This is a genomic window from Chitinophagaceae bacterium C216 (assembly GCA_028485475.2).
Taxonomy (GTDB): domain Bacteria; phylum Bacteroidota; class Bacteroidia; order Chitinophagales; family Chitinophagaceae; genus Niabella; species Niabella composti.
In genome coordinates this window covers 1,831,197-1,847,285 of the sequence record CP144143.1, presented here as the reverse complement: position 1 = coordinate 1,847,285, position 16,089 = coordinate 1,831,197, and the positions used below count along the sequence as shown (strand labels likewise).

Below are 16,089 nucleotides of genomic sequence, written 5' to 3'. Positions count from 1 at the left end.
AACATTACAAAAAACATTCTTCTACCAGCAAAGTATAAAAATCTTTTAAGTTTCTGCCAGCTGCAGCCACTTGCTGGGGAACAATGCTGGCCGCACTCTGGCCAGGAATGGTATTAACCTCGAGCATAAAGGGCGCACCCACCTTTTCATTGTAGATAAAATCAATACGGATAACCCCGCGGCAATTAAGCGCCTGATAAACTCTTTTAGCTGCCTCCCTTATTTTTTCCGCTATAGATTCATCTACCTGTGCCGGTGTTACTTCGGTGGACTTACCTTCGTATTTTGCTTCAAAATCAAAAAACACCTTACTCGGGTCAGCCTTAACTTCAGTCATAGGCAGGGTAATTATTTCCCCTTGCGATTTATATACACCGATGGTGAACTCACGTCCTTCAATCATCTCCTCTATCAACACCTGCTTATCTTCCTTAAAGGCTTTCTGAATAGCGGGCTCTAGCTCTTCGGGCTGCAGCACTTTACTCATACCGATACTGGAACCACCACTATTAGGCTTTACAAACAAGGGTAGTTTTAGTTTTTCTAGAATTGTAGCAGCTGGTAAGAGCGAATGGTCAAACAACAGGATGGAATTGGCTACATGAATCCCTGACCTGCTGGCCACTGCTGTTGTATAGCTTTTGTTCATGGTAAGGGCTGAAGTAGCTGCATTACACCCTGTATACGGAATATTCAGCATATCAAAATAACCCTGCAGTTTTCCGTCTTCTCCAGGTGTACCATGCATGGCGATCAACACGGCATCGAATTTTATCCTTTGCCCATTGTCTACAATGGTAAATGTGTTTTTGTCCACATCAGAACGAGTGCCATCTTCGGCTACATAATACCATCCCTCCTTCGTAATATCTATTTTATACACATTATACCGATCCCTGTCAAGATGGTTGCCAATAGTTTCGGCACTTTTATAAGAAATAACCGCTTCACCAGAATACCCGCCGGTTACCAATGCAATGTTTTTTTTCATTAAATGCAATATTTAAAAATATATGGACAAAGGGAATATACACCGCAGTAACCGTCCTTCCTCGTTATAAACAACAGTGCGGAATGCTGGTTCAATGTACAGTGGTTTATAAGTGTAATCTTTCTTTTTTCGCCAGCAGTTCTTCGATTGTTTCTTGATACATTTCATCAGGCACACAACAATCCACAGGACATACAGAAGCACACTGGGGTTCTTCATGAAAGCCTTGGCATTCGGTGCATTTATCAGGTGTAATATAATATGTATCTACAGCAAGAGGCTCATTCTTGAAATGCGCATCCACCACCTTACCATTCATTAAAGTATATTCGCCATTTACCGAGGTTCCATCTGCAATCGCCCACTCTACTCCCCCTTCGTAAATTGCATTGTTCGGGCACTCAGGTTCACAAGCACCACAATTTATACACTCATCAGTAATTTTTATTGCCATAACTTATCGTTTAATATATGAAACTATATTTGTAATAACGTGCAAAATTACTGAATGAATGGGAAAAACTAGAGGTATTATAAATAAGTTCAGAAATAGCACGAAACTTTAATATGTTGACAACAAATGCCCTACTAATGGGTTATAATGATAGGAATATGGAATTAATAGAACGCATCGATTTATTGGTAAAATTAGGTACATACATGAAAGGCAACGATCAGGAATGGATCCATGCTAAAGAACAAGCCTATATCCGCAACTCCTGGTTTACTCCTGAATTTATCAACCTTAGTATTAAAAACATTTCGGAGCTATACTTACAGAAAGACGCACTTATTGAATGGATTAATCAATACCCCACACTCAAGTCCCAACCTACTCAGCCTAAAACCATCGGCATTGTAATGGCGGGCAATATCCCCCTGGTGGGCTTTCATGATTTTCTTTGTGTATTTATTAGTGGACATAAATGCCGCATCAAACTTTCTTCCAAGGACGAGATAATACTTAAACATCTAGTAGACAGACTCTCTGAGTGGTCTCCGCAACTCAAAGAACAAATCGAGTTTGCCGAAATGCTTAAAAACTGCGACGCCTATATTGCCACAGGCAGCAACAGCAGTGCCGGATACTTTGAATATTATTTTGGGAAATATCCACATATCATACGCCGAAATCGAACTTCGGCAGCCATTCTTAACGGCGATGAAACCACAGAGGAGTTGGAGCGCTTGGCCGACGATATCTTTTTATATTTCGGATTGGGCTGCAGAAATGTAACCAAACTTTACGTACCAGAACAGTACGATTTTGCTCCTCTTATTCAAGTGCTTAAAAAATATGACTACTTGGCAGAGCATCACAAATACAAAAACAATTACGACTATAACCTGGCACTTCATATCCTTAACAAGAAGTATTACATGAGTACAGCAGCGTTGTTGTTGATTGAAGACGCCAATCTTTTTTCACCTGCAGGTCAGGTTCACTACGAGTATTATACGAACCGCGAAGCACTTCTGAGCCAATTAAGTAGCAACGAGTCTGTTCAATGTATTGTGGGAAAAGGGGGCATCCCCTTTGGAATGGCCCAGTACCCTTCCCTGAACGATTACGCCGATGGCGTAGATACCATGCAATGGATTGAAGATTTAAACTGATTTTAACGATTACTTTCAACAGATTAGCAACCTTTCACATGTCTAATGTATCTTAGAAAAAGAGAACTACGAAGACTTTAGTAAAAGTTTGTTAAACTGTATTGATTGTAAAAGAAAAAAGCTGACAATTTGCTATTTTGCACATTAGAAGAATTGTATTAGGTTAGAAATATTATAAAAAAGTAAGAATATGAGAGCAAAACAGTTATTACTGGTAGTATTGGTAAGCATCCTATCGGCTTTTGCGGGAGTTTACATTTATGGTAAATTCTTTAGCAGCCCAGCTATCACAATAGGAACTCCCGTTGACGGAAAGCTACCGGTAAACTATGCTAACTTTTTAGAAAAAGATGGTGAGAGTGAATTGACCGATTTTACAAAAGCCTCTCAGACCGCTGTGCCGGCCGTAGTACATATCAAAACTAAAATTCCGGCAAGAAAAATAACGGATTCGCGCGGCAGCACCGGCGACCCGTTTGAGGATTTTTTTGGAGATTTCTTCGGATTTGGTCCGCGCATTATACCTGAACAAAGAGCTTCGGGGAGTGGTGTCATCATCAGCCAAGATGGTTATATTGTTACCAATAACCACGTAATTGCTGACCGCGATGGCAGAACCGTTGCTTCCGAAATTAAAGTAACCCTCAGCGATGGACGTAAAACCTTTACCGCTAAGGTGGTGGGTCGCGACCCCAGTACCGACTTGGCTGTTTTAAAAATAGATGCCACTAATCTGCCCTACCTAGTGTATGGCAACTCCGATAACCTACAACTGGGTCAATGGGTATTGGCCATTGGTTACCCTTTTAATCTTGAAGCTACTGTAACTGCCGGTATCGTAAGTGCCATAGGTAGAAGCATTGGTATTAATAGTCAGCAAAGCGAATCCCCAGTTGAGGCCTTTATTCAAACCGATGCCGCAGTAAACCAAGGTAATAGTGGTGGGGCGCTCGTAAATACCCGTGGTGAACTTATTGGTATTAACTCGGCTATTTTAGCCCCGGGAGGTACGTACGCAGGATATTCCTTTGCCATCCCTTCCAATATCGTAAAAAAGATTGTGAATGATATAGTGAAGTTCGGTGATGTAAAACGCGGTTATCTAGGAATCACTTATTCTTCATCTTCCGTTCAGAATGAAGAATATTTGAAAAGAGCCAACGTTTCCAGCGGCGTATATGTATTAGGTACAGACCCCTCCGGTGGTGCTGCTAAAGCAGGTATTAAAAAAGGCGATATTGTAACCAAAATCAACGGTAGAAGCATTGCATCAGGACTTGAGATAAGTGGTATACTGGCTAGTGCACAACCCGGAGATAAAGTAAAACTGACTTATATCCGTGATGGCAAAGAAAATACTGTAGAGGTTACATTATCATCTCAAACTAAGTTGGTAGCCATCTCCTCTGCAGAAGCGATTAGTGATCGTTTAGGTGTAGAATTGAAAAATTTAGATGCCAAACGAGCTGAACAATATAGAATTAGAGGTGGTGTGGAAGTAGTAAATATCCATCCAAATGGTCCATTAAAACGTACCAGAATGGAGAAAGGATTTATCATAACTTCTGTGAATGGTACAGAAATTAAGAATATCGATGAGCTGGCTAAGGCGCTTGGCAACAGCCGCAGCAGCATTATCGAATTAGGCGGTATTTATCCGGGTTATAGTGGAAGATATAGCTATCAGATTAACTTGTCAGGTGATGATAACTTCTAGTATAAGATAAAAAGATACAAGCATAAGAAAGCCGGTTTTATCAACCGGCTTTCTTTTTCAATACACTTGCCTACTACTTCACATATACCAAATATTCCCAAGGATATAGTTGAAACTCTTTCACTGTATCAAAATTATTTTCCGCACCAGAGAAGACACTTTTGAAACTTCCCCGCACTTTTGCATCCTCTATATTAAAAGCCACGGTATCTGCCGACCAGTTGAGCAATACTAGCACTTCGGCATCACCATTTTTACGCAAATAGGCAAATATTTTATCTGCAGCATTGGTATGGATGAGATAAGTTGTCACAGCCGGATCGCCTCCTCGTAAAGCAGGATGCGTAGCATGCAGATTCAATAATGTTTTATAAAAATCATGCAACTCATATTTCCCTGTCCACGGTATTGGATCTTTTTCAAAAAACTCCAATCGCTTATTTTTCAATGGTAGCTCTTGCCCGCTATAAATCAATGGCGCCCCGTTCCAAGTACAACTGAATACGGCAAGAGATTTTGCCATATCGCCATATTTTTCGTACTCGGTGCCATTCCAGCTATTCTCATCATGATTGGAAGTGAACCATGCACGCATGCTACTATCGCCTAAGGTACTATATTGTCGTAATAAATCAACCAGCTCTGCAATAGGAAGCCCCTGCTGATAGAAATCCTTTGTTTTATGCATCCACTTCCAGGAATAGCTCGCGTCAAATACTTTTCCGTATTCGGGATTTTCTAATTCATCAAATTCTCCTAGCCAAAACAGTGGCTTTAAAGCGTCCAGCTGCGGCCTTGCTTCCTGCCAGAAATCCACTTCCACCCAAGATGCGAGATCGCATCTAAAACCATCGATATCGCACTCATTTACCCAAAACTTCATAGCATCAATCATGGCCTTGCGCAGTTCAGAATTGCTGTAGTCCAATTCAATAATATCGTCCATTCCACTAGCAATCTGAAAAGTTCCGGTTACTGTATCACGGAGATAGTATTCCGGATGCGCTTTCGTCCACACATGATCCCATCCGGTATGATTCGCCACCCAATCGATAATCACTTTAAATCCCATAACATGAGCCGTATCCACTAGACGCTTAAAGTCGTCCAGTGTACCAAATTCCGGATTAATGGATGTATAATCCGAACAGGCATAATAACTCCCCAACGAACCTTTCTTTTTCTCCTGAGCGATGGGAGTAATAGGCATAAACCACAGTACCTCTACACCCATATCCTTCAATCGGGGCAATTCTTTCACAAATGCATTAAAAGTTCCTTCCTCGGTGTATTGCCGCACATTAACTTCATAAATATTGGTAGAATGCTTCCATGCAATGTTGTTCTTCATTTTTTGGGATTTAATATCAGTTTTAGACTTTTCTTCCTTTGGCATGAGTTTGCAGGATACAATAATAGCGGTAATTAGCAGAAATGCAGTTATTCTTACCATAAAATATTGTTTTAATGAAGATAGGGAATATTTTTTCAAGCAATTGGCCACACTATGCCCCCTACCTACAAATGAGCAAAACCGTTTATCTTTGCAGATATGAAGCAATTTGATGTACCGGTTTTTTACAGAAGTAATCTGATTTCCTTAATCAAAAAGAAGCGGAAAGAAAAGGATAAACTGAAAAAGGATTTCACCCCCACGCTACTTGATTTTGGGCCGGTACAGATATTCTTGGCGCGTCATTTTGGATTTTGCTATGGAGTAGAGAATGCTATCGAAATTGCTTTTAAAACTGTAGAGCAAAATCCAGGAAAGCGCATTTTCCTGCTTAGTGAGATGATTCATAACCCGCAAGTAAATGCGGATTTGGCCAACCACGGCGTACGCTTTTTGCAAAATACCGAAGGCAAGGAACTTATTCCGTTTGATTCACTTACCAAAGAAGATATTGTACTCATCCCTGCATTTGGAACCACGCTGGATATTGAAAAAAAATTGGTGGATATAGGTATCCCTATTGAAAAATACAATACTACGTGTCCCTTTGTAGAAAAAGTATGGAACCGTAGTGCAGCAATTGCCGCGAAAGATTATACCATTATCATTCATGGTAAACCTTCTCACGAAGAAACCCGAGCCACTTTCTCTCATGCATCCGCAAACGCCCCCTCTGTGGTAGTAAAGAATATGGCTCAGGCTCAAAGATTGGCAACCTATATTACCGGCGCATCTCCTGCACAAAACTTTTACGAAGAATTTAAAAATCAATATAGCGAAGGGTTTGATGTGGAAAAAGATCTGCAACGTATCGGCGTAGTCAATCAAACTACTATGTTGGCCAGCGATACACAGGCTATTGCAGATTTCCTCAAACAAGTAATGATTGATAAGTATCAACTTACCAAAGCCACTATTGCAGAAAGATTTGCAGATACACGAGACACCCTTTGCTATGCCACCAATGATAACCAAACCTCCGTACTGGAGATGTTAAATACACCTGCAGATTTAGCTATCGTGGTGGGAGGATACAATTCTTCCAACACTTCGCATCTGGTAGAATTATGCGAGGAAAAACTTTCTACCTACTATATTAACAATAGTGAGAAAATTCTCAGCCGAAAAGAAATTTTGCACTATAATTTCCATACAAAACAGGAAATACTCACCGCCGATTATCTGCCTACTACCGAACCGATACGCATCTTGATTACCAGCGGTGCTTCTTGCCCTGATGCATTGGTGGAAGATGTGATACAAAAACTTATCAGCTTCTATCCCGGCACTAAATCGATAGAAGAAATTATAGCACAGATAGCAAATACATAGAAATATTCCTGTGCTTATTCTGTTTGTATAACCAGTGTTTTACCTTGTTGCAACTGGCTGTGCAGGATTGTGTACCCATCAACTTTTCTATTGCCATAAGTAAGGCCTATGATTTTCTCACCCTTACCCTTTTTCACGATGGTGAATTTGGAACCTTGTAAATCGAATACCACTTTATTAAATAAAGGCACGGTAATAAGATATTCAGGATCTGCAGGCGAATAAGTATACAATCCGATGGCATTCAGCACATACCAGGAAGACATTTCTCCCGCATCATCCATCCCTGCGTAAGCCAGTCGTTCCGGCCCCATACGGTAATATTTGGTTAGAATAAGATTAATAATACGTTGTGCTTTTTCCTGTTTACCGATAAAATAATAAAAATAGGGCGAACTATGTCCGGGCTGATTGCCATGACAATACTGTCCTATAAAAGTGGTAAAGTTGTGTGCTTCATACCCTTTCCAAGGTATGGTAAACAAAGAATCGAGTTTTCTTTCGAAAGCCTGCTTATCGGGATAAAGAGCGATAAAGCCCTGCGGGTCATGCGGAGCAAAAAAGGTAGACTGCCATCCATTCGCCTCTCGATACATGTATTCAAAATAAGGTTGCTCAGGATTGAAGGGTGTAATCCAATCACCGTTCGCCAGTCGTCCGCGCATCAATTGTGTGGTTGGGTCAAATAGATTCTTATAATTATGCGAACGCTGTATCAAAATCTGATAATTTTTCTCATCTCCCAACTCTTTCGCCAATAAAGCAATAGCATAATCATCATAAGCATATTCTTGCGTTTTCGTAACGGCTGCTTTAGCCACTGTTTCCAAACGAGGATGCGGCACATCCATTTCCGAAATCCATCCCCTATCCATGTATTCCTGAAGATGTGGACGACCACCTCGCCCCGGCACGAATGCATTGTTCAGCAAAACTTCATAAGCCTTTTGAACGTTAAAATCTCGAAGTCCTCTTAAGTAACTTCCCGCAATAAATACCGAGGCATGATCGCCATGAAAGAAAGTAGGCATATAACCTCTAAGAACTCCTCTATCGGTTATGGACTTAATAACGTCAAGCGTAACATCGGGGGCCAGCATCCCCAGCAAAACAAGTTTATTCCTATAATCATCCCAAAAAGAGGGATCGCTATAATAACGGAAACCCTCATTAACGATTTCGCCTTTTGCATTTTTAAATGCACCATTTACATCGCTTAGCAAAATGGGCCATAAAAATGATTTATATAAAGCACTGTAAAACGTTTCCTTCTCATCTCGCGTGCCTCCCTGCACTTGCACTTTAGACAATAACTGCTCCCATACCGCATCGGCCTCGTTTTGTACCTGTTCAAAACTTTTGGAAAGCATTTCGGCTTCAAGATTCATTTTAGCATTTTCCAGACTCACATAGGAAAAACCTACTTTCATTTCTAAAGGTGCTGAATTGTTTCCGGAATCTTCAAAATTCACAATACTCACTCCCTGGTTCCCGTCTTTGACAAACTCAATATTATCGATTTGATAATTGGTTACCGCGTAGAAATAGAAAGTATTGCCGGTTTTTTGAAATCCACCAAAAGCATAATCATTGAGTTTTTCTATTTCCCAGTCTTTTACATCTTCATTGGAACGGGATAAATCGGCTAACAGCTTTTTCTTATCACCGCTTCTATAGGTGTATTTATGAAAAGCACATCGAAGCGTGGATGTCACCTCGGCATTAATTCCATACTTTTCCAGATACACTTGATAATAACCCGGCCGTGCAGACTCATTGGAGTGTTTAAATCCTGAATAATACGCCTTAGGATTTACGTCGCCACTCACTGCTATTATAGGCACGTAACACAAATTCCAATGCCCTTTACTGGTGTGTACAAAAGCATAAATGACCGTATCCTCATACTGATATCCAGAGCCACTCTTCCACATAGTTACAGGAGTTACCTGTACCATGGAGTTGGGCAAGGAAGCACCGGGATAGGTCTCGCCCCCCCAAGCACGTCTTGTAGGCTTATATCCCAAATCCACACTATCCCAGAGTGTGGTCGTTCCTATAAAGGGATTTACAAAATCAGTAAGTTTATCCTGTGCATGGGCAGATAAAGCTAGATATATACCGATGCAAATACATTTTAGTTTTTTCAACATGAAGGAGCCGTTAGAGTTTTCAATTCGCAAAATCGTTTTTGGTTTCAAAGAAAAGGAAGTTCTTCATTATCGAAAAAAGAATTTTCCTCCCGAGAAATAATAAACAAAAAGGGCAAAGCTCCACTGGAACTCTGCCCATTTCACAACTCACCAAACAACGCTTTTAGCAAAAAGTAACTATCTCCTGATAGTCTCCCATTTTCTGAAAATGGCTTTTACAATTCTTTCAGCTTCTCTTGCCGTCATCCGGCGACTATCAATTTCATCAGTAGCCCACCCCTGCCAGATAACCTGATCTGTTCGGGTATCGATCATCGATATTGTAATCGTAGCTTCCTTGATGGGCACTGTATAATTATCGTAACCTATAAATTGTTGGGGATAATATACCCTAAAGAATCGTCTGCTATAAGGATTGTAGAAAGTACGAAATCCACCCCAAGAGTAAACAGGTTCTGACTGAACACGCTTACCTCTTTCTACCAATACATCATAGCTAAGAATTACATCGGGGTTACGACGTACTTCTCGCCATCCTTGTGTACGTACCAGCTCTGCATTTACAGCATCTTTTATGCGTTGCTCGGCCATATCTACGCGCACATCTCTCCTATCACGTTGCGCCCATGCAAACGTTCTATATTTTGATAAATTGATGTTGCCGGCTTTTTCTATATGTACTGTCGGCCCACAACCAGCAAACACAAATAGTAGCAAAATAAAACCCAACAGTCGTATTAGTTTCATATGTATTTGTCTCCTTGCAACCTAAAGACGTAAAAAGTATATTCAAAGACTATATGGGAATTGTAAAAAAAATGTAAAAATCAGCCCTACTACGGTATTACTTCAAATAGCAATACCTGCTGTATTTCGTCCCGACTAAAGTTGTTATCTACAATGAGAATCAATGAGTAATGACCATTGGGTAATATAGGTCCTAAAGTAATTCCCTCCACATTATCGATATAACGATTGAGGGAAGCAAGATTGAATAATAGCTTCTTAGAGGCCGGTTGATAAGTGGCATGCTGATGCGATCCACTTACTGCAGTTATGTCGGTAGCCTTGCTGAAATCGGCCAAATAAATTTTTACCACACAACCCTCTATCCCTGTTGAATAAGAACGTTCCATAACCAAGAACTTATTCTCACCAATACACAAGATTTCTGAAATGCCATTTACGCTAAATGCGTTTTCGGGTGTGGGAGGATATGCTACGGCATCCAACAGGTAAGCAAACTGTGCTACCGGTTTCTTTGTTGCAACATCAAATTTGGTAAATCGAACTGGAGCATTGGCATACTGCGCGGTTGCAAGTGGGCCATCTTCATAAATAGGGCTTTCCATACTTGCCCATAAATATTTATAACTGCTACTAAAACTCAACCCCTCAAATACGCCATTCTCACGCGCACCTTTATCTTCTTTATACATGCGGAGATTTGCAGGGATAAGAAAACTGTCTTTAAAATTTCCCGACAAATCCATTTCATAAATCCATGGATTCTGATACACCATCTTTCCACCTCTCACAGCCTTATCACCCTCACTGCTCCACACCAGCGTGCCGGTAGCGGCATTATATCTTATAGATTCGGGATCTGCCGCCTTTTCAGGATTTTTTCTTAATGCGGGAAATGTATCATTAGCGGCATCCTTCAATGTAGCAACCGCTAAAAATCTTACCGAATCTATTTTGTAATCCTTAATATCAATAGCCATCGTATAAAATCTGGCGGCACTGGTAGCTGAGCGCTCATCGCTGATCGTAAAAAAGCGATTGTTGATCCTATCATAATCAATTCCGGATAAGCCTCCAACCCAGGTATTTTGAAAGTGTAGCTCGTAAGGAATTTCGTAAAGATCTAAAAACTTCAATGAGCTAACCCGAATCTCTGCGGAAGTAGTGGATGTTTGATAGGATTTACTAGTTACACAACCAGTAAAGATACCTATACATATAAAGAAATAAAATAACGAAATAGATTTTTGCATGTAGCGATCAGTTCGTGACCAAAATTTGAAGAACCTGAGCATAGAAATATAATAATAAAAAAAGTTACAAGCCGATAAGCCGGATTCTGTCTTCCACCAAAGTGGAATGGCTATCATTTATCTGCTTCCAGTATTACTACCGGAAGTCAATCTGCCTACCCTCCCCGATAGCATGGAAGCATTTCTCCGGGCCGAAGAAAAATCGGGGTTTACATGGCATTTCAGCACACAAGGTTTACCCGAAATACTTATTACTAAGTATTCCCGTGAGCTCTTACCTCACGTTTTCACCCTGGCCTTTCCTGCCGTAAAGCAAAGAAAGGTGGTAATTTTCTGTGGCACTTTCTGTTTCGCCTATTGGCGAACCCGGCTATTCACCGGTGTGTTGCCCTACGCTGTCCGGACTTTCCTCCCTTCAGAGAATTGAAAGGCGATAGCCTGGCTTGTAACTATTTGTAAATTTAATCAATAATTGAACCGACCAAAAATACGGCTTCTCGCTATTCGAATAAAAAGGTATTACCACCTAATGAAGCCCAACATAGTTTATCCTTTTTCAAAAAGGCGCCTTAACTCTGTTGCTTCACCCGGCTTCATTTTATTGCTCAATATTAAACGCAATTGTCTGCGACGCAAAGCTCCGTTGTATAATTCTTTTTCCTCGTCAGTCTCCGGCTCAATAGCAGGTACTGGTGTAGGTTTTCCGTCTGCATCCAATGCGACAAACGTATAATAAGCTGTATTGCTTTTATATCGATCCTTCCGCACCAAATCTTCCCCCCAGACATTTAGCATTACTTCCATGGAGGTGTTAAAAGAGCGTGTCACACGCGCCTCGATATGTACTACATTACCCAATTTAATAGGGTTTACAAACGAAAGGTTATCTACCGATGCGGTTACTACCGGTGCATTACAATGTTTTTGGGCCGAAAGAGCAGCCGCAATGTCCATCCAATACATAAGTCGTCCCCCCATGAGATTACCAAACGTATTGGTATCATTGGGCAAAACCAACTCTGTCATTATTACGATACTATCTTTAGGTTTTTTCGTCATATTTGCAAAGGTAGCGGCAAAGCTTCATTTTACCAGATGATTACTAAAAAAGCTACCGCCGCAATAAATTACAAATACATGAGTATCGGTGTCCATACTACTTCCCGAAATGAAACAAAATACCTAACCTATTTTGCTCTAGGGTGGTTTGTTGTTAATTGCTTACAGGCAGCCTTTCTGAATCTAGAAGGCGATGAAGCCTATTACTGGCAGCTATCCAAAAATCTGGACTGGAGCTACTTCGACCATCCACCTATGGTAACTGTACTAATCCGTTTGGGCGAACTACTGGGACATGGGCCTGTATTCACCAGACTGGGAACAGTATTGATTACCACCTGCAGCATATTAATTATGTACAAGGCTTTGCCCGATGCGTTGAAAAATGTGCGATGGTTTATTCTCATTTGTGCTGCAACCCTTATTCTTAATGTTTATAGTTTTATTACGACACCTGATGCACCTCTCTTGTTTTTTGCATCTTTGTTTTTATTAAGCTATAAATATTTCCTAGATAAAAACACACTGAGCAATACATTATTGATGGCTGTAGCTATAACCGGAATGTTCTACAGTAAATATCATGGTATATTGCTTGTAATTTTTGTGGTACTCTCCAATTTACGGTTGCTATTGAATAAACATTTCTGGTTGGTGGTTTTACTCACTACTTTATTCTTTCTTCCGCATATCTATTGGCAGTACACGCACGACTGGCCCAGCCTTAGATTTCATCTTAATGAACGTCTTGCCAAACACTATAGAATTAATTACACGACAGATTATTTACTGGGACAGTTATTGGTTTTCGGCCCGTTTATCTCACTGCTATTTTATGCTACTTGTTATAAAATTAAAATACAAAACAAACTTTTAAGAGCCCACGCTTTTGTATTTGCCGGAACACTGATTTTCTTTTTAATCTCATCTCTTAAAAACACTGTAGAGGCTCATTGGACGTTAATTGGTACGCCGTCATTTATTGTATTGTTCTTATGGTTACTCAACAACGGCACTCCCAAATATCAACGCATATTTAAAAAGCTAGCTATAGCCAATATTGCACTTATTTTGCTAGCGCGTATTTTATTCTTCATACCTCATTCGCCTTTTTTGCTGATCAAAAATTATTATCCCTTCTTTTATGGTAAGGAATGGGCAAAAACTGTGTACAGTAAGGTCGGCGATACCCCGATACTATTTGAAAATTCCTATGTATTGCCTTCTCTATACATGTATTATAACGAAGGTGCTCAAGCCATAGGCTATAATACTAAGAGTTATAGGAAAACAAATTTCAATCTTCAGGATGATTGTATATTCTCCGGCCAAAATCTCTACTATTATAAAGGAGGAAACGCGGAAGCCCCCTCACATACATATATCGATACAAAATATGCGCCGGGCACGTTACTGCCACTCAAACATTACACTTGCATCAATGCGTTGAAAATTACTCCTTCAGATATTCCTTCTACATTAAAGGCCAATAGCACTTACGCGGTTACGTTGACGATTGAAAACAAAGCCGACCACGATATACAGCTATATAATCCCTTACAAGTAGATTATGCTTTCTTTATAGCCAAGTATGACTACATCAACTCAACCGAAGATTATGTTATACCAGGTATAACTTTCCAGGCAAATGAAAAAAAGCAAATACACATTCAATTAAAAACTCCGGAGAACCCCGGCAAGTATAAAATACTCTTCTCTATCAAGAATGGTATACTCCCGGGCAACTTTGCCAGCGCTTTTTATCCAGTGAAAGTGGAATAACTATGGAGTTTCAATTACCAAACGATTTTCAATAAGTCGGTTATTATACTGCTGTATAAAAGCTTTTAATCGGCGATGCAATCGTTCGGCTAACTGTGAGCTATCAGCAGCAATATTATTGCGGAAAAGACGATCGGTTTTATAATTGTACAACTCCTTTACGTGCTCACCGTCTGAGAAAAGCATGTAATCTCCCTCAAACCACTTATATCCAGCGGAATACTGAAAAGCAAATGCCTGCTGCTGTTGCGCTGTATCTAACACATTATTACCGTATGCTACAAAAGGCTTGTTATAATTTAGATATCCCAATACAGTAGGCATGATATCAATTTGCTGAATAATACCATCGTGAATACCATTCATAGCACTATCTCCAGGAGCATATAAAATAATCGGAATGGCAATATCTCCCCATGGCGTCTGATACTCTTCATGATAAGTTACCGTAGCATGATCAGCACTAATTATAAACAGTGTATTATCAAACCAAGGCTGCTGCTTGGCAGCTTCAAAAAATTTTTTCAGAGCCATGTCGGTATACCCAATGCATTCCAGCACGGGTAACGGGCCTTTCTTAAATACGTCCTTATATTTTTCCGGCACCTTAAAAGGATGATGAGAAGACACAGAAAAAAAGGTACTAAAGAATGGCTGCTGAAATGTTCCCAACTTTTGTGCAAAAAACTGCAAAAAGGGCTCATCCCAAATACCCCAAATACCGTCATATTCCGCATCGTTATTAAACTCGTTTTTGCCATAATAATATTCTATGCCTAACAATTTGGTAATGGCCGTAAAGCCCATTGACCCATTAGGAGCTCCGTGGAAGAAGGATGTATGATAACCTTCTTTACGTAGCACATGAGCCAGCCCTCCTATGGTATCCGACACATAAGGTGTGAGTACAAAAGGATTAACACCACTAGGAATACTGGCTATACAAGAAGGAATCGCATCAATAGACTTTCTACCATTGGCAAACGATTGCCAGAAAATCTTACTATGTGCGGCTAGGGAGTCCAGAAAAGGCGTAAACCCTGTATAGGTGCCACCTTCCAAATCTTTGTTGTAAAAACCCATTGCCTCTTTGCCAAAGCTTTCCAGCAGAATTAACACTACATTTTTCTTTTGAAACACATTATCAGGATGTGGGCGATGAATGGGAGTATAAATCTGCTCCAGTTCTTCGTCAGTATAATAATTCACTCTCTTAAGAGTCTGTACGCTGGTAGTTCTGATAAACGTAAAAGGCGTATTCAGTACTAAATAAATTTCATTGGGATTGCTAACATAATCTCCGGCATTACTAATGGTAATAGGACGGGTACTATGTTTGTAATCGCCACGAATGCCTCCTATCGCCAGAAACACGGTTAATAGCAATATTACTACCCCCCTGATATAGTATCGTACTTTTGATTTTCCCTCTATTGCTTCAGTCTGTACCCGGTTGTATAAAAATATCATCAGCGTCAGCAAGGCAAGATAAATCAATGTCACATACCAGAAATCTGATACAAAATGCTTGGCAAGCTGTCCAAAGTTTTGTTCATTCTGAAACTCTTTAAGCACTGCAAATGTGGTGCGCCTTAGTGTAAAACGATAATAAATAAAATCAATACAATTGAGCAATAAAGCAATTCCATTGCATACAATAAAAGAAGTTTCTACAACCCGTTTGTAAATCCTATGGTTGAGCACTGAAGCGGGTAAAGGGAACACCATCAATACTAGCGAGAGTGCATTAAAATAAAATAGTGCTGCAATATCAAACCGCAATCCTCCCTTCAAGATATGCAACCACTTATCAGCTGTCAATCCAGGGAATAATGAGGTATTCAGCCCCCAGAAGATAAACCGACAGAGGAATATAAAAAACAAGGCAACACCCATCCGGTACAGGACTGCCGCGTAGTAATTGGCTTTAAACTTCATATAAAAATGTTTCAAAATTAGCAATTTGATAATACAACACACTTATT

General features: G+C 40.2%; 12 protein-coding genes and 1 other RNA gene. 4 read left to right on the top strand and 9 right to left on the bottom strand.

The window, feature by feature from the left end:
- Positions 1-4 precede the first annotated feature (4 nt).
- Both PIECOFPK_RS07760 and PIECOFPK_RS07755 read right to left on the bottom strand, forming a co-directional pair.
- Positions 5-991 (bottom strand): D-alanine--D-alanine ligase, encoded by a 987-nt coding sequence (locus PIECOFPK_RS07760; RefSeq protein ID WP_409965521.1) that lies wholly within the window; start codon positions 989-991, stop codon positions 5-7.
- Between the two features lie 106 nt (positions 992-1,097).
- Positions 1,098-1,445, bottom strand: a complete 348-nt coding sequence (locus PIECOFPK_RS07755; protein WP_330974259.1) for a 4Fe-4S dicluster domain-containing protein — start codon at positions 1,443-1,445, stop codon at positions 1,098-1,100.
- 158 nt (positions 1,446-1,603) lie between these two features.
- On the opposite strand from PIECOFPK_RS07755, the gene PIECOFPK_RS07750 reads away from it, so the two are divergent.
- Positions 1,604-2,608, top strand: a complete 1,005-nt coding sequence (locus tag PIECOFPK_RS07750) for an acyl-CoA reductase (RefSeq protein WP_409965520.1) — start codon at positions 1,604-1,606, stop codon at positions 2,606-2,608.
- A 190-nt stretch (positions 2,609-2,798) separates the two neighbouring features.
- Complete coding sequence (locus PIECOFPK_RS07745; protein WP_330974261.1) at positions 2,799-4,325, top strand: trypsin-like peptidase domain-containing protein; 1,527 nt, start codon at positions 2,799-2,801, stop codon at positions 4,323-4,325.
- Between the two features lie 73 nt (positions 4,326-4,398).
- On the opposite strand, the gene PIECOFPK_RS07740 is transcribed toward PIECOFPK_RS07745, so the two are convergent.
- The gene (locus PIECOFPK_RS07740) at positions 4,399-5,778 is read right to left on the bottom strand and encodes an alpha-amylase family glycosyl hydrolase (RefSeq protein ID WP_409965519.1); all 1,380 of its coding nucleotides are present in this window, start codon (positions 5,776-5,778) and stop codon (positions 4,399-4,401) included.
- Between the two features lie 99 nt (positions 5,779-5,877).
- Here PIECOFPK_RS07740 and PIECOFPK_RS07735 point away from each other — a divergent pair, with 99 nt between their 5' ends.
- A complete protein-coding gene (locus tag PIECOFPK_RS07735) occupies positions 5,878-7,110 on the top strand; it encodes a 4-hydroxy-3-methylbut-2-enyl diphosphate reductase (protein WP_330974263.1) in 1,233 nt (410 codons plus the stop codon).
- Between the two features lie 14 nt (positions 7,111-7,124).
- Here PIECOFPK_RS07735 and PIECOFPK_RS07730 read toward each other — a convergent pair whose 3' ends face one another.
- From PIECOFPK_RS07730 to PIECOFPK_RS07710, 5 genes are all read right to left on the bottom strand, one after another.
- Positions 7,125-9,263, bottom strand: a complete 2,139-nt coding sequence (locus tag PIECOFPK_RS07730) for a GH92 family glycosyl hydrolase (protein WP_409965518.1) — start codon at positions 9,261-9,263, stop codon at positions 7,125-7,127.
- Between the two features lie 177 nt (positions 9,264-9,440).
- Positions 9,441-10,010, bottom strand: coding sequence for a DUF4136 domain-containing protein (locus tag PIECOFPK_RS07725; RefSeq protein WP_330974265.1), 570 nt, complete (start codon positions 10,008-10,010; stop codon positions 9,441-9,443).
- Between the two features lie 89 nt (positions 10,011-10,099).
- Positions 10,100-11,263 carry an esterase-like activity of phytase family protein gene (locus PIECOFPK_RS07720; RefSeq protein WP_409965517.1) on the bottom strand — a complete coding sequence of 388 codons (1,164 nt, stop codon included), beginning with the start codon at positions 11,261-11,263 and terminating at the stop codon, positions 10,100-10,102.
- A 59-nt stretch (positions 11,264-11,322) separates the two neighbouring features.
- Positions 11,323-11,713, bottom strand: an RNA gene (gene rnpB, locus PIECOFPK_RS07715) — RNase P RNA component class A.
- 96 nt (positions 11,714-11,809) lie between these two features.
- Positions 11,810-12,322 carry an acyl-CoA thioesterase gene (locus PIECOFPK_RS07710; protein ID WP_330974267.1) on the bottom strand — a complete coding sequence of 171 codons (513 nt, stop codon included), beginning with the start codon at positions 12,320-12,322 and terminating at the stop codon, positions 11,810-11,812.
- Between the two features lie 78 nt (positions 12,323-12,400).
- Here PIECOFPK_RS07710 and PIECOFPK_RS07705 point away from each other — a divergent pair, with 78 nt between their 5' ends.
- The gene (locus tag PIECOFPK_RS07705; RefSeq protein WP_409965516.1) at positions 12,401-14,104 is read left to right on the top strand and encodes a glycosyltransferase family 39 protein; all 1,704 of its coding nucleotides are present in this window, start codon (positions 12,401-12,403) and stop codon (positions 14,102-14,104) included.
- Here the strand turns inward: PIECOFPK_RS07705 and PIECOFPK_RS07700 are convergent, their stop codons facing one another.
- Positions 14,105-16,042, bottom strand: coding sequence for an LTA synthase family protein (locus PIECOFPK_RS07700; protein WP_330974269.1), 1,938 nt, complete (start codon positions 16,040-16,042; stop codon positions 14,105-14,107).
- Positions 16,043-16,089: the final 47 nt, after the last annotated feature.